Genomic DNA, 18465 nt, shown 5'->3' with positions numbered 1-18465 from the left:
TTGCGTATAGTCGAGGCTTGTGCGCTGCAAGTGCCTGCAGCGCTGGTTGTATATGCTCGAACTGCTCTGATTTTTGTATGGAACACCATCACGCTGGCGCCCACCGCGTCGATCTGGTTGTCTACCCCGGCTTCAAGGCGCTGGAGGCCATAGGCCCCATGTCCGTGTTTGACTATGCCAATGTGCATCTGCGGCACAAAGGCCTGCCTGACGGATATGTGGTGCGGGTGGTGGCCTCACAGGCCGGCCTGGTGCCTTCGGATACCTTGATGGGCTTGCAGGCCAGCCATACCCTGGCGCAGGTCGAGGCCGAGGGTACAGGGTGCACGGTGCTGCTGGTGGGCGCGCGCCATATCGAGCAGGTGCTGGCGGCCTCGCCCGAACTGGTGGACTGGGTGGCGCGAGTGGCTCCCGGGGTCGGGCGCATGATCGCGCTGTGCAGCGGCAGCTTTTTTCTGGCGGCAGCCGGTCTGCTCAATGATCGCCGCGCGGCGACGCACTGGAGTGTGGCCGCAGCGCTTGCCCAGCGTTATCCGCGGGTTCAGGTGGATGCCGATGCGATCTATGTGTGCGACGAGATCAAGGACAGCGACGGCATGCGTCAGCTCTGGACTTCGGCCGGTGTCACCGCCGGCATTGATCTGGCGCTGGCGGTGGTGGAGCATGATTTCGGCCATGCGCTGGCACTGCAGGTGGCGCGCGACCTGGTCATGTATCTCAAACGTCCGGGCGGCCAGTCGCAGTTCAGCGTATCCCTGGCCGCGCAGGCTACGCAGCACAGCGCAGTGCGGGCTGCCCAGCAGTGGGTGCTGGAGCATCTGGAGCAGCCCATGCCGCTGGCGCTGCTGGCTGACAAGGCCGCGATGAGCGAGCGTAACTTTCGCCGAGTCTTTCAGCAGGAGACCGGCTGCAGTCCCAGCAGCTTTGTGGAAAACGCTCGCCTGGAGCGGGCCAAGCAGCTGCTGGAGAATCTGGGTTCTCTGCCGCTCAAGACCGTGGCCGCCAAGGTCGGGTTGGGTTCGGAGCAGGCGCTGAGACATCTGTTCGTGCGCAAGCTGGGCATCACACCTGTCGCTTACCGGGAGCGGTTCGGGGACTGATGCGCCTGCGGCATCCTGTTGCAGGCAGCCGGCTATTTGGCATGCCGGTCAGAACAGAGGGCTCTTGAAGAAATCCAGAGCTGCCTTGGCGGCCGCAAAATTGCGCTCGATCTGAGCCTGCTGCTCATCGTGGTGTGCGGTCTTGATGGCAGGCTCGGCGGCGGACTTTGCCCTCTTTGGCGCCACGGCTCTTTGCATGTCGAGGCAGGGTGCATCCAGGCGGGATGCGGGTGCCAGCGCTGGGGCCTTGGGGGCGAGCAGCCGTGTCAGATCCAGCTCGGGATTGAGCTGCCACAGGCAGGACACATAGGTTGCCATGGCAACGGCCGGGTCGCCGCGCTCGATGCGTGCCATGGTGGGCTGGGAAATACCCAGCCGCTGTGCCCACTGCGTCTGTGTTTCGCCCCGACTCTTGCGCTGGGCCACGATGTGCTGGGCCAGCTGCGTTATCTGCAAAAGAATGGCGGGCGGAAACTCTGCGGGACTGGTGTTCTGGCGAGGCATATGCCAATGGTAGGCAAATTTGGGGAGTGCTCAGGGCAAACAGGGCGCTCTTTGCATTGAGTCACCAGTTTTCTTGACTGTCCTACGAAGATGCCAGATCAAGTCTGCAAGCATGGACGGCGATGAATCGTCAACACGGTCTTGGAGTTGCTCATGAAGCTTGTTCACTGGCTCTACACCCTGGCCCATTCGCTGATAGCCCTGCTGTTCGGCCTGGCTGCGTTGTGCCTGATCTGGATGGCCGTCACCAAGGCCTGGGCCGTGATTGCGGCCGGCCTGCAGCCGGAGGCCACGCTGCATGTGGTGGAGGCGCTGGGCATTCTGGCCTCAGGCGTGGTGGCCCTGCAGATTTCCCAGACCGTGATTGAAGAAGAGGTGGTGCGCGACGCCCATATCAGCGGACCGACAAGAGTGCGACGCTTTCTCTCGCGCTTTATGGTGGTGCTGGTGGTCGCTCTTGCCATCGAGGGATTGGTTGCCACCTTCAAGGCCCAGGAGCAGCCCGAGAAGCTGCTGTATTCCGCTGCCCTGGTCATCGCCGTCGGCATGCTCATGGTCGGCTGGGGGGTATTTGTTCACCTGAATCGTTCGGCGGAGGAGCTGGAGCCCGAGGCCATGGAGGAGGCCAAGAGTGAGGACCGCAAGGTCAGCAACGACCGCTGACGCAGAGCGCGTTGCAGACATGGGGCCTGGTGCAATGAAAACGCCCTGAAGAAAGTCAGGGCGTTTTCATTGCTGACTCGGGACTCAGGTCGGCAGCCGGTACAGCGTCCCGTTGAATGCCACGGCGCCGCTGCCATGCAGCGCATCGAGCTGCGTCAGCACCAGCTCGCGTACCGGCGCGGTGACAGCGCTCAGGCCCAGCAGCCGCGTCACCGCAGCGGGCAGCTCGTCGCGCTGGCCGCCCAGGCTTGTCCTGAGGGCCAGGGCAATCGCTGCACGGATCTCGGCTGGCGGCAGGCAATCGATGCGGCGCAGATTGGCCGAGCCTACTTCTGCGCGATTGCGCACCCGCACCGCTCGTCCCGGCAGGTCGAGAAACTCACCCTCTGCGGCCAGTGCCTTATCGGTCAGCAGCGATTGACGTGCCTGCTCCAGCGCATCGCGCACGCGGCTGCCGGCGCGTTGCAGACCCCAGAGCGTACGCATGCGGGTGACCAGCTCGTCAAAATGAATCGGTCCTTCCAGCTCCACCGCGCGGCGCATCAGTTGGGCCAGCTGCGCTGTGGATTGCTGATGCAGCTCTCCGGCTGGAACGGCAAAGCGGGCTTCCTGATAGAGGCTGTCGTCAGGGCCGGAGGCCGATTCCGTCTCGGCGCTGCCGGCATCGGACTGCGCTGCGCGCTCTACGACTTCTGTGGCTGTCTGTGACTGATAAGTGGCTATTGCCGGTTGAGCTGGTTCGGCATCCTTGCGCAGCCTGGCAGCTTCGACGGCAGCCAGCACGCGCTCGGTCTGGGCGCGCGGCTGGCGGAACCAGTCGCAGCCCCAGATGCGCAGCAGCGTCCAGCCCTGGCTCTCCAGCACCGACTGGCGCAGGCGGTCACGGTCGCGCGCGCTGCGGCTGTGGTGATAGCTCATGCCGTCGCACTCGATTCCGAGCAGGTAGCGGCCAGGCTGCTCGGGGTCGACCACGGCCAGGTCGATGAAAAAGCCCGCAATGCCGATCTGAGTCTGCACCTGCAGACCCTGTGCCGTCAGCGCTTCGTACACATCTTCTTCGAGCGGCGATTCCAGATCGCGTCCGCTGACACCGGCCAGGGCCAGCTGGCCGGTGGCCGCGTATTGCAGAAATACCTTGAGCGCAGCCACGCCCTTGCCCTTGCCGCGTTCCAGATCGATATCGTCGGCGGTGATGGACGAAAACACCTCGCAGCGCTGCTTGGCGCGCGAGATCAGTACGTTCAGGCGGCGCTCGCCTCCGTCGGCGCTCACCGGACCGAACCGCATGGGCAGATAGCCCTGCGCGTTGCGCGCATAGGCCACCGAGATGAAGATCACATCGCGCTCGTCGCCCTGCACGTTTTCCAGGTTCTTGATGAAGAAGGGTTCGTTGGGATGGGCGGCAAAAAAGGGCTCGGCCTCGGGCTGCTGGCGACGCAGCAGTTCCAGCTCGTCCTGAATGGCGACTTTTTGCTGCAACGAAAAAGCGGCCACGCCCAGGCTGAGCTGCGGCGACTGCTGTGCGTGCTCCATGATGGCGCGTGCAATGGTCTGGGCCTCGATGCGGTTGATGCGGCTGGCGCCGCTGTCAAAGCGGCCTTCGGGCAGATGGTGAAAGCGCAGCCCCATGCCCGAGCGGGCCGTGTAGGGGCTGGGCACGACGTAAAGGCCGCTGTTGTAGAACTGCTGGTTGGACACCGCAATCAGCGACTGGTGGCGGCTGCGGTAGTGCCAGCGCAGCATGAGCTGGGGCATGCCCTTGGCCAGGCACAGGCTCAGAATGCTCTCCACATCGGCTGCTGTGGCGATGAACTGGCTGGCGTCCCCATTCTCGTCCTCGTCGTCGAAGTCGTCCTGCTCGCTGGTCATGCGCGAGAAAAATCGCGTGGGCGGCAACTGGCGGTCGTCGCCCACGACCACCAGCTGCTTGCAGCGGGCGATGGCTCCCAGCGCATCCACGGGCTCGATCTGGCTGGCCTCGTCAATCACCAGCAGATCGAATTCGACCGAGCCAGGTTCCAGAAACTGGGCCACGGACAGCGGGCTCATCATGAACACGGGCTTGATGGCCTGTACGGCCTCGCCCGCGAGCTTGAACAGCTTGCGCAGCGGCATATGGCCGCGCTTGCGCGCAATCTCGCCATTGAGCACGCCAAGCGGGCCCATGCCGGATGCGCTGCGCGGCACCTGCTCGTAATGCGAGAGTGCCGACTGGGCGCGCGCGAGTTCGATGCGCTCCAGGTCCAGCGCCCGGAACTGGCGCACCTTCTGGCTGTGCTGATCGCCGTTGAAGGCGACCAGCTCGGGGTGGGCCTGCGTGGCCTGGCGCAGCAGCGCCTCGTAGTAAGCGCGCTCGAGGATGGAGGGAAGGGCGTCTAGCGCAATGGATTCATTCTCGAACTGCTGCACCAGGGCGGCCATGCCGGCTGCACGCGCCTGCTCACGGGTGGCGTGGTATGAGGTCCAGTCCAGCAAGGCATTGGGCTCGGCGATCCATTGCCCAAGGCGCTCGCCAAAGTCGGCCAGCGGGACGCGGGCCAGATCGGCGGTGTCAAAGGCTTGCTGCGTATCGAGCCGATAGCCGTCCAGCAAGCTTTGCGCAGAGTCCCCGAATGCCTGCAGCGATGCGCTGGCCCGGGCGGCCAGGTCCGCGCAATGTTCGGGTGATGGCAGCTGGGCAAAAAGCTGGCGGAAGGCGGCGCTACGACCCTGTCCGTCGGGGCCGGCCATCCAGCCCAGCACGGCCTGCAATTGCGCCCAGTCGCTTTGCTCGCCCAGCCACAGGCTGCCAAAGGCATCTGCCCCCTGGGCCTGCTGCTGGCTCAGGGTCTGGCGCAGTTGCTGGGCTTCGATCAGGTTGTCGAGCAGGTTCAGACGCTCTGCATGCGAGCTTGGCAATGTCGTCTTGAGCTGGCCCTTGAGGCTGGCCATCGCCGCGCGGTAGCCGCTGTTGAAAATGCGAAACAGCGAGTCGCCATGTGCCGCAATGCTCTGGCGTGGGGTGTTCCAGTCCGCTGTCCAGGCGGATTCGGCAAAGCTGCTGCGCAGGCTCTGTGCCTTCAGGCTGAACCGTGCGCCGCATTCCACCAGCTTTTGCAACGGGCCCAGGCCCTGATCCCAGATGCTGTTGGCGACGGCCTGCCGGTCTATGGCCGGGGCACTGGCGAGCTGCTGTGCCAGCGTGATCTGCTCATGCAGGGCCTGAATGGACTGTGCCGCAAGCGCGCTCAGGGATTGCGCCAGCAGCTCGCCATCCTGCTGCAACCGGGCCAGCATTGCTTGCAGCGTCGGCAGTTGCTGGGCAAAGCGTTGCGCATCCAGCTTGAGCAGTGCCGGATGGCATACGCCGCGCCACGGGTGCCCGGCCACCGGGCTCACCTTGGACGCCGCCTGGCGCAGGGCCAGGGCAATCTGCTGGCGTGAATGAAAGTCCTCGGGCGACCAGTTCTGTGCGTCTTGCAGCAGATCGGGCAGATGCGCGATCTGCACTGCATCCAGCCGCGCCAGCTGGCCCAGGATCTGGTAGGGCGTGAGTGCGCAGGGCACCAGCGCAAGATGCATGGTCCGGCTGTGCGCGTTGAGCTGCTGCTGCACGCTGCTCAGCTCATGGATGATTTGCTCGCGGTGCTCCACACGCGGCTTGCCCAGGTCGCGCGTGGCCTTGAGTTCCTCCAGCACCTTGCGCTTGTGGGTGTGGTGGCTGTGCAGTTCCAGGCAGGCAGGCCCAAGGCCCACGGATTTGAGGCGCCGGTTCACCACCTCCAGCGCGGCCATCTTCTCGGAGATGAACAGCACTTTCTTGCCGTCGGCAATCGCCGCCGCAATCACGTTGGTGATGGTCTGGGACTTGCCCGTGCCAGGCGGGCCTTGAATGACCAGGTTTTCGCCGCGGCGCACGGCCTCGATGGCCAGTGACTGCGAGCTGTCCGCATCGACCACATGGCGCTGGCTGTCGACGGGGATCAACTGGTCCACATCGGCGTCTTCGGGGAACAGATGTTCGCGAGTCTCGAAGCCGTCCTGCAGCGTGGCGGCAATCAGCGCCTGCCGGTCGAGCCGCTTTTCCGGCGGCCAGGTCGCAGCGTCCAGATCGCGGTACATCAGGAATTTGGCAAAGCTGAAAAAGCCCAGCGTCATGGCGTCGGGCTGCACTTGCCAGCCGGGCTGGGCGGCGGCCATGGTGGCGACCGCGGCCAGATAGGCGTTGGGGTCGAAGTCGTCGCCGGCATTGAACTCGGGCAGCTCCAGGCCGAAGTCGGCCTTGAGCTTGGCGGCCAGCGACAGGTTCTCCGCCGCATCTTCCTGCAACCAGGACAGGGTGAAGCGCTCGGCCGCGCTTTTGCGCTCCAGTGCCACGGGCAGGAGAATCAGCGGTGCAAAACGCGGCTTGTCGGGAGCATTGCGGTCGAACCATTGCAGCTGACCCAGCGCCAGAAACAGGATGTTGACGCCCTGTTCCTCGATGAAGGTGCGGGCATCGGAATACATGTCCAGCAGCCGGCGCTGCAGCTTCTCGCTGGACAGGCGTGTCTGCAATTTCAGGTCGCGATGGCGCTGGGCCACACCGCGCGCATCGAGCTGCTCGTCGACGCTATCTTCGGGCTGGGGCAGGGCGGGGGGGCTTTGTGTCTCTTGGACCTTTGCCTGGTCGGCGGCCGCAGGCCCCTCTTCGGCCTTTGCCGGCGCAAAGCTCATGGCCTTGCTTTCGCCCGCCAGCAGGCGATAGACCTCGTCCGTGCGTTCATCCGAAAAATGCAGCACGCGTGCCGTGGTGGCCTGAGGCAGGCTCAGCAGCCGGTTGCGTGTGGAGAGGTCCAGCAGCGCCTGGCGGCTTTTTTCGAGCTGGCGGGTGATGAGGGCGAAATTCGAGTCTGCGTGCATGGGGCATCAAAAAGCACAGTGAGCTGGCACTTTAGCGCGCTCCCTGGTGCTGATGATGCTGATTGGCAATGTGCGCACTGCGGTTCCGTACCCGTTTTACAAATTGGTCACAGTTTCCAGCCGAACTCCAGCGCAATGAAAGCCGAGCATTGGCCGCAGGTCTTCGGTGCAGCGCGGACCGTAACGCTGTAGCGCTCTCCCTGCCAGCGCACCAGGGCTCCTGCAGCCACCATGACGGGGCGTGTGTAGTTGGTGCGCAAACCGGCATAGACGCCGGAGTGCAGATTGCCAAAATTCAGGGGCGTGTACTCGCCTATGGCGTAGGTGCTCCAGCGGTCGATGCTGTTGCGATAGAAGCCGGCCTGCACGGAGAAATCGCTGGAAAACTCTCGTCTGATACCAAGACCCAGGTTTTCCTCGTTCCATTTCTTGCCATGTTTTCTTTCGCTGAAATGATGGCTGACGGTGTGCAGGTTGATATGCCAGGCGCCCGCAGACTGGCTGGCCTGAGCAGGCTGATTGACCTCGGCGGACTGAGTGGCCTCGGCAGGCGGATTGGCTTCGGCAGTCTGGTTGGCTTCATCGGCCTGGGCTGCGGAGCAGGCAATGACGATGGTCAATCCTGCCAGTGCTTTTAACGATTTCATTGCCGTTCCCCCCGCATCGCTTTACAGGCGCATGCAGACAGGTCAGTGACATCCTTGGCTCGCATTCGCTGCGATGGCAAGGGACCAGGCTTACCAATTTCTATTTAAGAAATTCATGTAAACCATGTTTCTCAATGTCTTTGACTATCGTGTTTTGCGGTGTAGGAATAGCTCTTATCTATTGGTGATTGAATTTCAATTGGGTTTATGAAAATTTGGAGATTTCACTGTCGAAAAAGCGGAAGGAGGGGGCGCGGCTGCGTCCGGCCTGGTTGAAGGCGCTCTCTGTCAGACGCAAAAAAGGCCGCATGGGCGGCCTTTGGATGAGCTTGGGCGAGGGAGTCTCGGCCTTGTTGGCAGCGCTTAATCGGCTGGCTGCTGTTTCGCGGCTGCAGCTGCGGCGCGCAGCTTGTCCTTCTTGCTGGGTCTGCGACCCTTGATACCTCCGTTGCCATCTTGTGCAACCGGCGGTGGAGGCACGGCTTCGGTGGGCTCAAAGCCCTGAATTTGCTCCAGAGCGATTTCGAGCTGGTTGCGCTTGCAGATCAGTTTCCAGTGTGCGGTTTCTGCGGGGGGAACAAAGGTAATAGCGGAACCCACATGTCCTGCGCGACCCGTGCGGCCAATTCTATGAATATAGTCGGCGGCCGAGCGGGGCAGGTCGTAGTTGATGACCGTGGGCAGCTGTGCGATATCGATGCCGCGCGCGGCCAGGTCGGTGGTGATGAGCAGTTGCCAGCGCTTGGCCTTGAACTGGTCGAGCACGTCCTTGCGCGCACCCTGGCTCATATCGCCGTGGAAGGTGGTGGCGTAGATGCCTGCCTTGTAGAGCTTGTCGGCCAGCATTTCGGCGGTGTGGCGCTTGGCGACAAAGACCAGGGCTCGCTCCCATTCGGGCTGGTTCTCGCCCTCCTTGACGAGCAGGCGCAGCAGCTGGGTGCGGCGGGTGCTGTCCACGGCAATGGCGCGCTGGCTGATGTTCTCGGGGCTGGTCGAGTGCTCGGCGGCTTGGTCGGCATCGACCTGCACGCGAACGGGGTCGTGCAGCAGGCGGGTGGCCAGCGCCTCCACGTTCTGCGGGAAGGTGGCTGAGAACAGCAGGGTCTGGCGTTTGGCGGGCAGCAGGGCCAGCACGCGGTTGAGCTCTTCGGCAAAGCCCTGGTCCAGCAGGCGATCGGCCTCGTCCAGAACCAGATGCTGCACCGCGTTCAGGCGCACGGCATTGTGTTCCACCAGATCCAGCAGGCGGCCCGGTGTGGCGACCAGAAAGTCGGCGCTGCCACGCAGCTGCATCATCTGCGGGTTGATGGAGACACCGCCATAGACCACGCGGCTGCGTGGTTGCTCACGCAGCTGGCGTGTGATGTCGCTCAGGCTTTCATGAACCTGCAGGGCCAGCTCGCGCGTAGGCACCAGAATCAAGTTGGCCAGCGGCCGCACAAAGCCGGTGTGGCCGCGCTTTTGCGCCAGCCAGGTCTGCAGCAGGGGCAGCAGATAGGCCATGGTCTTGCCCGAGCCCGTGGGCGCGCAGGCCCAGAGATCGCGCCCGGCCAGCACGGCGGGGATGGCCTCGGTCTGAATCGGCGTCGCGTCGCGCAGACCCAGATCGAGTGTGGCATCCAGAAGCTCGGCGCGCAGGCCTAGGGGGGCAAAAGACATAGAAGAATCAATAGCGGTGTGCAGGAGGCGCATTGTGCGGGAATTGCCGCGTCGCAGCGGGGCGCAGGGACAAGTGCGGCGGCAGGCTACATTCGGAGGATTCCAACCATAGAGGAGCGCAAATCATGATTCAGGCCACGCATCAAGCCATTGTCATGACGGAATACGGAGGCCCCGAGGTTCTGAAGATCGCCTCGGTCGCTTCGCAGTCACTGGCGGCCGGTCAGGTGCGCGTGCAGCACACGCGCATTGGCGTGAATTTTCATGATATCTATGTGCGCTCGGGGCTTTACAAGACGCTGGCACTGCCGGGCACGCCCGGCATCGAAGCCGTGGGGGTCGTGGTCGAAGTGGCGGAGGGCGTGACCCGCTTCAAGCAAGGAGACCGGGTCTGCTATGTCTCTGGCGCCTATTCCATCTACGCCGCCGAGCGCGTGATTGCGGCCGACGAGCTGATTGCCGTGCCCGATGACCTCAGCGACGCTCTGGTCGCATCCAGCCTGCTGCGCGGGCTGACCGCCGATGTGCTGCTGCACCGGGTGGCCCGGGTAAGTCAGGGCTCGCGGATTCTGGTGCAGGCCGCCGGTGGCGGCATGGGGCAGATTCTGAGCCAGTGGGCCACGCAGCTGGGAGCCATGGTGATCGGTACGGCGGGCAGCGATGCCACGGCAAAAAAGGCCGATCAGGCCGGCTGCGTGGAGGTGATCCGCTATCGCGGTGCGGGCGCCCAGGATGTGGCTGCGCGCGTGCAGCAGCTGACTGGCGGCGAAGGCGTGGATGTGGCTTATGACGGCGTGGGCAAGGACAGCTTTGACGCCTCGCTGGCCAGTCTCGGCATCGGCGGCCAGTTGGTGATGTACGGGCAGTCTTCCGGTCCGGTGCCGCCGCTGGAGATTGCGCGTCTGGCCGCGAAGTCGAACAGCGTGTGCCGGCCCATGGTGTTTCACTTCGTCAAAAAGCCCAAAGAGCGCGATGCCATGGCCGCCCGCCTGTTCGAGGCGCTGCGCAAAAAGCATTTCCGCATGGGCGAGCCGCAGGAGTTTGCGCTGGCCGATGCGGCGCAGGCCCACAGGCAGCTGGAGGCGCATGGCGCCCAGCAGCCCATTTTGCTCGTGCCTTGACGGGGGCCATCTGCGTCAGCGGTCTTGCTGCGCGCCGGCTTGGGGTCGTGGCAGATAGACCTCGTGCCACAGGCTGACTTTTCCATGCTCGTCAAAGCGCATGAGCAGCATGGCGACAAAGTGCTGGGTGCTGCCATCGGTCTTGGTGATGCATACATCCATGGAAAAGACCACGGAGTCCTCGTCGGCCGTGGTGTGCCGGATGTCGTAGCGAATGCCTTCCATGTCCAGCTTCATGCCTTCGAGAAATTCGCGATAGCTCTCGAGGCTGGCAGCATAGTGGCGGCCGTTAGGCTCGACCACGAATTGCTCGGCAAAGCACTCGGCGACCTGCTCGCGGCTCAGCGTGGTGTGACGGTTCAGGTGGCGCTGGTTCCAGTCGAGCACGGCATGGGCCAGCTCCAGATTGCGTTGTCGTTTTGCATGCATGGGAACGAGTATGAAAAATGGATGGCAGGACTGGCTCTGATTGCGGTTCAGGCACGGGCCATGAATTTCTATAGCGGCTAGCGCTTTGTATCAAAGGATACTGGGGTGATTTAAGGTTGAAATCAACCTGTGTCTTGCGTAACCAGCTATGGTTTTACCAAGGCTGAGGTCGATGGATCAAGTAAAAAAGCCCGCGGACTTTGCAGTCTGCGGGCTTTTTGCCACCATCGGGCCCGGAAATCCGGGCCTGGGTGCGCCGATCAACGCTGAGCGATAGGCTTGACGTCGCGCGACACGGAGCCGGTGAACAACTGGCGGGGACGACCGATCTTGTACTCGGGGTCGGCCATTTGTTCGTTGAGCTGAGCGATCCAGCCCACGGTACGGGCCAGAGCGAAGATGCCGGTGAACAGGTTGACGGGGATGCCGATGGCTCGCTGCACGATGCCGGAGTAGAAGTCCACGTTGGGGTAGAGCTTGCGCTGGACGAAGTAGTCGTCTTCCAGTGCAATCTTTTCCAGCTTCTTGGCCAGGGCGAACAGGGGGTCGTTTTCCAGGCCCAGCTCGGCCAGGATTTCGTTGCAGGTTTCCTGCATCAGCTTGGCGCGGGGGTCGTAGTTCTTGTAGACGCGGTGGCCAAAGCCCATCAGCTTCACGCCGCTGGTCTTGTCCTTGACCTGTTCCATGAACTCGCCGACCTTTTCGATGCCGCCGTTGGCCTGGATGCCTTCCAGCATGTTCAGGCAGGCTTCGTTGGCGCCGCCGTGGGCAGGGCCCCACAGACAGGCCACGCCAGCGGAGATGGCGGCAAAGGGGTTGGTGCCCGAAGAACCGCACAGACGCACGGTGGAGGTCGAGGCATTTTGCTCGTGGTCGGCGTGCAGGATGAAGATGCGGTCCAGAGCGCGCTCAACCACGGGGTTGACCTTGTACTCTTCGCAGGGGTTGCCGAACATCATGCGCATGAAGTTGCCGGCATACGACAGGTCGTTCTTGGGGTACATGTAGGGCTGGCCCATACCGTACTTGTATGCCATGGCGACCAGAGTAGGCATCTTGGCGATCAGGCGGATCGCAGCGATGTTGCGGTGCTCTGGGTTGGTGATGTCGGTGCTGTCGTGGTAGAAGGCCGACATGCCGCCCACCAGACCGGTCAGCACGGCCATGGGGTGTGCATCACGACGGAAGCCGCGCAGGAAGAACTGCATCTGCTCGTTGACCATGGTGTGCTTGGTCACCAGCTCTTCGAAGTTGGCCTTTTCCTTCTCGTTGGGCAGCTCCCCGTACAGCAGCAGGTAGCAGGTTTCCAGGAAGTTGCAGTTCTTGGCCAGTTGTTCGATGGGGTAGCCGCGGTACAGCAGCTCGCCCTTGTCGCCATCGATGTAGGTGATGGCGGATTGGCAGGCGGCGGTAGAGAGGAAGCCCGGGTCATACGTGAACATGCCAGTCTGGGCATAGAGCTTGCGGATGTCGATCACATCCGGGCCGATATTGCCCTGGTACACCGGCATTTCCACACTGGGAGCGCCATTGCTGAAAGACAGCGTTGCTTTGTTGTCAGCGAGTTTCATTTCCAAACTTCCTTCTCTAGTTTGCCTAGCCTACTGGGGACAGTTACCGGGCTGGCGCTTGCGCACCATCTCCAGCACTTCCCTGACTTCTTGGGTATCGAGTTGTCCTTCAGGTTCCTTGCGACGCAAGAAAAGATCCATCAGGTCGTTGTCTGCCAGATCCATCAAGGCAGACAGGCCAGTCGCGTGTCTCCGCGTGAGCTGGCTTCCGTAGGTGGCGAAGAACTGCTCGATGAACAGATCGTTCTCAACCAGGCCACGGCGGCTGCGCCACCTCAGCAGGTCGCGCTCACGTTCGTCGAGCAGAGTATTCGTCATCAGCATCAGACGGTTCGACGAACCATCAGCTCCTTGATCTTGCCAATGGCTGCGGTGGGGTTCAGGTGCTTGGGGCACACGTCCACGCAGTTCATGATGGTGTGGCAGCGGAAGAGGCGGTAAGGATCTTCCAGATTGTCAAGGCGCTCGCCCGTGGCTGTGTCGCGGCTGTCCGCGATGAAGCGGTAAGCCTGCAGCAGACCGGCCGGGCCCACGAACTTGTCGGGGTTCCACCAGAACGAGGGGCAGCTGGTGGAGCAGCTGGCGCACAGAATGCACTCGTACAGGCCGTTGAGCTCTTCGCGCTCTTCGGGCGACTGCAGGCGCTCCTTGCTGGGCGAGGCGTAGACATCGCTTTGCAGGTAGGGCTTGATCGAGTGGTACTGCTTGAAGAACTGGGTCATGTCCACGATCAGATCGCGGATGACGGGCAGGCCGGGCAGGGGCTTGAGAACGATGTCGCCCTTGAGGGTGTTCATGTTCGTCAGGCAGGCCAGACCGTTCTTGCCGTTGATGTTCATGGCGTCGGAGCCGCACACGCCTTCACGGCAGGAGCGGCGGAAGGCGATGGAAGGATCCATGGCCTTGAGCTTGACCAGGGCGTCCAGCAGCATGCGCTCGTGACCGTCCAGCTCCACTTGCACTGTTTGCATGTAGGGCTTGGCGTCTTTGTCCGGATCGTAGCGGTAGATTTTGAATGTGCGCTTCATTTTGATCTTCTCTCGTGGGCTGCTGAATTAGAACGTGCGGACCTTGGGAGGAACGCTGGCAACGGTCAGGGGCTTGAGGTTCACAGGCTTGTAGGTCAGGCTGTTGGTCGCGCTGTCCCACAGTGTGTGCTTGAGCCATTCCTTGTCGTTGCGGCCCAGGGGGAATTCGGCGTGGTCGGCAGGGTGCTCGTAGTCGTACACGGTGTGTGCGCCACGGCATTCCTTGCGGGCTGCGGCCGAGGTCATGGTGGCTTGTGCCACTTCGATCAGGTTGTCCACTTCCAGGGCTTCCATGCGAGCGGTGTTCCACACCATGGACTTGTCCTTCAGGGTCACGGAGCCGACCTTCTCGCGGATCGCATTGATCTTTTCCACGCCTTCGTCCATGCTCTTTTGCGTGCGGAACACGCCAGCATGAGTCTGCATGGATTGACGGATCTCGCCGGCGACGTCCTGGGCGTACGTGCCGTCCTTGGAGTCTTGCAGCTGGTTGAGGCGGGCCAGGGTGCGGTCAGCGCCGTCGGCGGGCACTTCGTGGTGAGCGCCGAAGCCGTTGACGAATTCCACGATGTGCTTGCCGGCAGACTTGCCGAAGACCAGCAGGTCCAGCAGCGAGTTGGTGCCCAGGCGGTTGGCGCCGTGCACGGACACGCACGAGCATTCGCCCACGGCGTAGAGGCCGTTGACCACATTGTTCTGCTGACCGTCCCAGACCACGACCTGACCGTTGATGTTGGTCGGGATGCCGCCCATCTGGTAGTGGATGGTGGGAACCACGGGAATGGGTTCCTTGGTGATGTCCACGTTGGCGAAGTTGTGGCCGATTTCTTCCACGGAAGGCAGACGCTTGCGGATGGTTTCGGCACCCAGGTGGTCCAGCTTCATCAGGATGTAGTCCTTGTTGGGACCGCAGCCGCGACCTTCCTTGATTTCCTGGTCCATCGAGCGCGACACGAAGTCACGCGGTGCCAGATCCTTCAGCGTGGGAGCGTAACGCTCCATGAAGCGCTCGCCTTCGCTGTTCAGCAAGATCGCGCCTTCGCCGCGGCAGCCTTCGGTCAGCAGCACGCCGGCACCGGCCACGCCGGTGGGGTGGAACTGCCAGAACTCCATGTCCTGCAGAGGAATGCCTGCGCGAGCAGCCATGCCCAGGCCGTCACCGGTGTTGATGAAGGCGTTGGTCGAAGCCTGGAAGATGCGGCCGGCACCGCCGGTGGCCAGCAGCACGGCCTTGGCGTGCAGCTCGTACAGGTCGCCGGTTTCCAGCTCCAGTGCGGTCACGCCGACCACATCGCCCTGGGTGTTGCGGATCAGGTCCAGCGCCATCCACTCCACGAAGAAGTTGGTCTTGGACTTGACGTTCTGCTGGTACAGCGTGTGCAGCATGGCGTGACCGGTACGGTCAGCAGCGGCGCAGGCGCGTTGCACGGGCTTTTCGCCGTAGTTGGCGGTGTGGCCGCCGAAGGGACGCTGGTAGATGGTGCCGTCGGCATTGCGGTCGAAAGGCATGCCGAAGTGCTCGAGCTCGATCACGACGTTTGGCGCTTCACGGCACATGAACTCGATGGCGTCCTGGTCGCCCAGCCAGTCGGAGCCCTTGATGGTGTCGTAGAAGTGATAGTGCCAGTTGTCTTCGCTCATGTTGCCCAGCGATGCGGACACGCCGCCTTGAGCAGCCACAGTGTGCGAGCGAGTGGGGAAAACCTTGGACAGCGAGGCGACGGACAGACCGGCGCGCGACAGTTCCAGCGCAGCGCGCAGGCCGGAGCCGCCGGCACCGACGATCACGACGTCAAACTTGCGCTTGGTGATATTTGCTTTGGAGTAGCTCATTCTTAACCTTCAATCGTGGAGACTGTGTCTCAATCAGAGACGCCACAGAACCTGGATGCCCCAGCCGATGCAGCCGACCAGCCAGACAATGGTGACCACTTGCAGTGCAAGGCGCAGGCCCACGGGCTTGACGTAGTCCATCCAGATGTCACGCACGCCGATCCAGGCATGCCAGCCCAGAGCCACGAAGAGGGCCAGGGTCAGAAACTTCATCCACTGGGGAGCAAAAATGCCGGCCCACTGCTCGTAGCCCACGGGGCCGCCGACCGTCAGAAAGCGCACCAGCAGCACAACGGTGTACAGCGCCATCAGGACGGCGGTAGAGCGTTGGGCCAGAAAGTCGCGGGTGCCATAGTGCGCACCGACAACGGTGCGCTTGGAGCCGTAATTCACGGACATGGTTGTTTCCTTATCGTGAGGTGTTATTGACTGGGCGCTGATCAGTACAGACCAAACAGCTTGGCGCCAAGCACCACGGTCAGGGCAACGCTGATGCACAGCACGACTGCGGCGGTGGATTTGCCGGTCTGCTTGTTCACGGCATGGTGGTTCACGTCCATCACCAGATGGCGGACACCTGCGCAGAAGTGGTGCAGATAGGCCCAGATCAGAGCCAGGCAGACAAGCTTGGCAAACCAGCCAAAGGGACCTGCGAATACCGACGTGAAGGAATCAAACGAAATTTCCGACGAGATCGAGTTGTCGAACATCCAGATGATGAACGGCAGCAGGATCGCCATCAGCAGGCCGCTGACGCGGTGCAGGATGGACACAATGCCTGCCAGGGGCAGGCGATAGGTCGGTAGGTCCGAGAAGAAGTTGATATTGCGGAACTCTGGCCGCTGTTTTGCTTTTTGCTCTGTCATGGCAGGGTACTTTCGTGGATGTAACTGCGTTGTAATCGCTAGTGCGAAGCGACACAAAATTCTATTGCAATGCAGCAGAATCCGTTAGCCGAATTTGCATAGCAGATGATTGGGCTCTGTTGCAATCAACGCTTTTACGGGGGGATTCAGTTCAAAGCATTGCGGTAATGATGGGTGTCGGTGCGGTACAGGCCGCGCCGTAACTCCATGGGAACATCGTTGTATGTGTAAGCAGTTCGCTCCACGCTGAGCAGCGGCGTGGTGCTGGGGATGTTCAGCAGCTGGGCTTGCTCGGCATCCGGCAGAACGGCGCGAATTTTCTCGTCGGCCCGAACCATGCGCACGCCATAGACCAGCTCGAACATGGCGTAGGTGGGGCCCTGGTAGCTGGACATCTGCTCCGCCGTCAGCCCCTTGAAGGCGTTGCCAGGCAGCCAGATGTCCTCCAAAATAGTCGGGATTGCGGCAAAGGACAGGGTGCGGCGCACATGCATCACGGCGTCGCCGGTGCGCAGGGCCAGGGCGCGGGCCACTTCGGCGGGCGCGCGCAGGCGGCGGCACTCCAGGATGTGGCGCTCTGCGCGGCCTTCGCCCTGCAGGTCGCCGGCATCGGGGCGCAGATTCAGAAAGCGGTACTGCACCTGCTGGGCGGCGTGAGTGGCCACGAACGTGCCCTTGCCCTGGCGGCGCATGACCAGATTTTCGGCGGCCAGTTCATCGATTGCCTTGCGCACCGTGCCCTGGCTGACCTTGAAACGGGCTGCCAGCTCCATTTCACTGGGGATCAGTTCTCCGGGGCGCCATTCGCCAGCTTCCAGGCTTTGCAGGATCAGGCCCTTGATCTGCTGGTACAGAGGACTGAAGGCCGGGGTGGAGACGCCGGCGCCACCGCTATGGCTGGCGTTGTTGTCCGGGGCTGTGTTGTGAGGGCTCGGCATAGTTGGTTTTGAAGGTATCGCCTCCGCGATGCGATGCACAAAAAACAGTCGATTTGACTCTGGTCGCTAAGTGAAGATCATATCTTATATAAGACATAAGACAAATTGACCGGGCTTTGATTTCAGCAGTACACTTGCCGCATGTTTGCGGAGCTTGCGCTACTGGTGGTTACGCTGGTGCAACCTGGCGCCCATAACATCTCACTTTTTTCCAATCTTGGAGTTTCACCATGAGCAAGAAGCCCGTCCGTGTCGCCGTTACCGGCGCAGCTGGCCAAATCGGTTACGCCCTGTTGTTCCGCATCGCCTCCGGCGAAATGCTGGGTAAAGATCAGCCCGTTATTCTGCAACTGCTGGAAATCCCCGACGAAAAGGCTCAAAACGCTCTGAAGGGCGTGATCATGGAGCTGGAAGACTGCGCCTTCCCCCTGCTGGCCGGCATCGAAGCCCACGCCGACCCCATGACCGCCTTCAAGGACACCGACTACGCTCTGCTGGTGGGCGCCCGTCCTCGTGGCCCCGGCATGGAACGTGCTGACCTGCTGGCTGCCAACGCCCAGATCTTCACCGCCCAGGGCAAGGCTCTGAACGCCGTGGCTTCGCGCAATGTCAAGGTTCTGGTTGTGGGCAACCCCGCCAACACCAACGCCTACATCGCCATGAAGTCGGCTCCCGATCTGCCTGCCAAGAACTTCACCGCCATGCTGCGCCTGGACCACAACCGCGCTGCTTCCCAGCTGGCTGCCAAGGGCGGCTTCAAGGTTGGCGACATCAAGAAGCTGACCGTGTGGGGCAACCACTCGCCCACCATGTACGCCGACTATCGCTTCGCCACCGTGGACGGCAAGTCCGTGAAGGAAGCCATCAACGACCAGGAATGGAATGCCAACGTGTTCCTGCCCACCGTGGGCAAGCGCGGCGCAGCCATCATCGCTGCTCGCGGCCTGTCGTCGGCTGCTTCGGCTGCCAACGCTGCCATCGACCACATGCGTGACTGGGCCCTGGGCTCCAACGGCGAATGGGTCACCATGGGCGTGCCTTCCAACGGCGAGTACGGCATCCCCGCCGGTATCGTGTTCGGCTTCCCCGTGACCACCACGGCTGACGGCGAATACAAGATCGTCGAAGGTCTGGAAATCGATGCCTTCTCGCAAGAGTGCATCAACAAGACACTGGCTGAGCTGCAAGGCGAGCAAGACGGCGTCAAGCACCTGCTGTAATCAGC

At 62.3% G+C, this 18465-nt stretch carries 16 protein-coding genes; 4 read left to right on the top strand and 12 right to left on the bottom strand.

Annotated elements, in window-relative coordinates; translation table 11 throughout:
• The first annotated feature begins 77 nt into the window (after positions 1–77).
• Positions 78–1100: a GlxA family transcriptional regulator gene (locus F0P97_RS19835; protein WP_182283640.1), complete on the top strand. Its 1023-nt coding sequence runs from the start codon at positions 78–80 to the stop codon at positions 1098–1100.
• Positions 1101–1148: 48 nt separating this feature from the next.
• Here F0P97_RS19835 and F0P97_RS19830 read toward each other — a convergent pair whose 3' ends face one another.
• Complete coding sequence (locus F0P97_RS19830) at positions 1149–1604, bottom strand: helix-turn-helix domain-containing protein (protein ID WP_182283639.1); 456 nt, start codon at positions 1602–1604, stop codon at positions 1149–1151.
• Between the two features lie 153 nt (positions 1605–1757).
• On the opposite strand from F0P97_RS19830, the gene F0P97_RS19825 reads away from it, so the two are divergent.
• Positions 1758–2267 (top strand): hypothetical protein, encoded by a 510-nt coding sequence (locus F0P97_RS19825; RefSeq protein ID WP_182283638.1) that lies wholly within the window; start codon positions 1758–1760, stop codon positions 2265–2267.
• A gap of 84 nt (positions 2268–2351) precedes the next feature.
• On the opposite strand, the gene F0P97_RS19820 is transcribed toward F0P97_RS19825, so the two are convergent.
• The 3 genes from F0P97_RS19820 to F0P97_RS19810 all read right to left on the bottom strand — a co-directional run bounded on the left by F0P97_RS19820 (position 2352) and on the right by F0P97_RS19810 (position 9454).
• Positions 2352–7148 (bottom strand): DUF3320 domain-containing protein, encoded by a 4797-nt coding sequence (locus F0P97_RS19820; protein WP_182283637.1) that lies wholly within the window; start codon positions 7146–7148, stop codon positions 2352–2354.
• 107 nt (positions 7149–7255) lie between these two features.
• Positions 7256–7795, bottom strand: a complete 540-nt coding sequence (locus F0P97_RS19815) for a hypothetical protein (RefSeq protein WP_182283636.1) — start codon at positions 7793–7795, stop codon at positions 7256–7258.
• Between the two features lie 363 nt (positions 7796–8158).
• Positions 8159–9454, bottom strand: coding sequence for a DEAD/DEAH box helicase (locus F0P97_RS19810; protein ID WP_182283635.1), 1296 nt, complete (start codon positions 9452–9454; stop codon positions 8159–8161).
• 125 nt (positions 9455–9579) lie between these two features.
• On the opposite strand from F0P97_RS19810, the gene F0P97_RS19805 reads away from it, so the two are divergent.
• Complete coding sequence (locus tag F0P97_RS19805) at positions 9580–10575, top strand: quinone oxidoreductase family protein (RefSeq protein ID WP_182283634.1); 996 nt, start codon at positions 9580–9582, stop codon at positions 10573–10575.
• A 15-nt stretch (positions 10576–10590) separates the two neighbouring features.
• On the opposite strand, the gene F0P97_RS19800 is transcribed toward F0P97_RS19805, so the two are convergent.
• The 8 genes from F0P97_RS19800 to F0P97_RS19765 form a co-directional block, all read right to left on the bottom strand.
• Entirely contained in the window at positions 10591–11004 is a 414-nt protein-coding gene (locus tag F0P97_RS19800) for a nuclear transport factor 2 family protein (RefSeq protein ID WP_182283633.1), read from the bottom strand.
• A gap of 260 nt (positions 11005–11264) precedes the next feature.
• Complete coding sequence (locus F0P97_RS19795; RefSeq protein WP_003063579.1) at positions 11265–12575, bottom strand: citrate synthase; 1311 nt, start codon at positions 12573–12575, stop codon at positions 11265–11267.
• Positions 12576–12605: 30 nt separating this feature from the next.
• Positions 12606–12899: a succinate dehydrogenase assembly factor 2 gene (locus tag F0P97_RS19790; protein WP_003053208.1), complete on the bottom strand. Its 294-nt coding sequence runs from the start codon at positions 12897–12899 to the stop codon at positions 12606–12608.
• Positions 12899–13603 (bottom strand): succinate dehydrogenase iron-sulfur subunit, encoded by a 705-nt coding sequence (locus F0P97_RS19785; RefSeq protein WP_003053210.1) that lies wholly within the window; start codon positions 13601–13603, stop codon positions 12899–12901. The genes F0P97_RS19790 and F0P97_RS19785 overlap by 1 nt, the downstream gene beginning before the upstream one ends.
• Before the next feature lie 27 nt (positions 13604–13630).
• Positions 13631–15436, bottom strand: coding sequence for a succinate dehydrogenase flavoprotein subunit (gene sdhA, locus F0P97_RS19780; protein ID WP_012839256.1), 1806 nt, complete (start codon positions 15434–15436; stop codon positions 13631–13633).
• A 33-nt stretch (positions 15437–15469) separates the two neighbouring features.
• Positions 15470–15835 carry a succinate dehydrogenase, hydrophobic membrane anchor protein gene (gene sdhD, locus F0P97_RS19775; protein WP_003063575.1) on the bottom strand — a complete coding sequence of 122 codons (366 nt, stop codon included), beginning with the start codon at positions 15833–15835 and terminating at the stop codon, positions 15470–15472.
• Positions 15836–15876: 41 nt separating this feature from the next.
• A complete protein-coding gene (gene sdhC, locus F0P97_RS19770; protein ID WP_003063573.1) occupies positions 15877–16302 on the bottom strand; it encodes a succinate dehydrogenase, cytochrome b556 subunit in 426 nt (141 codons plus the stop codon).
• A gap of 146 nt (positions 16303–16448) precedes the next feature.
• A complete protein-coding gene (locus tag F0P97_RS19765) occupies positions 16449–17240 on the bottom strand; it encodes a GntR family transcriptional regulator (RefSeq protein ID WP_182283632.1) in 792 nt (263 codons plus the stop codon).
• Positions 17241–17470: 230 nt separating this feature from the next.
• On the opposite strand from F0P97_RS19765, the gene F0P97_RS19760 reads away from it, so the two are divergent.
• The gene (locus F0P97_RS19760) at positions 17471–18460 is read left to right on the top strand and encodes a malate dehydrogenase (protein WP_003063568.1); all 990 of its coding nucleotides are present in this window, start codon (positions 17471–17473) and stop codon (positions 18458–18460) included.
• Positions 18461–18465 lie beyond the last annotated feature (5 nt).

This window comes from Comamonas testosteroni (genome assembly GCF_014076415.1).
In the GTDB taxonomy this organism is placed as follows: domain Bacteria; phylum Pseudomonadota; class Gammaproteobacteria; order Burkholderiales; family Burkholderiaceae_C; genus Comamonas; species Comamonas testosteroni_F.
The sequence above is the reverse complement of the archived record's forward strand: the minus strand, read 5'-3'. Positions and strand labels throughout refer to the sequence as shown.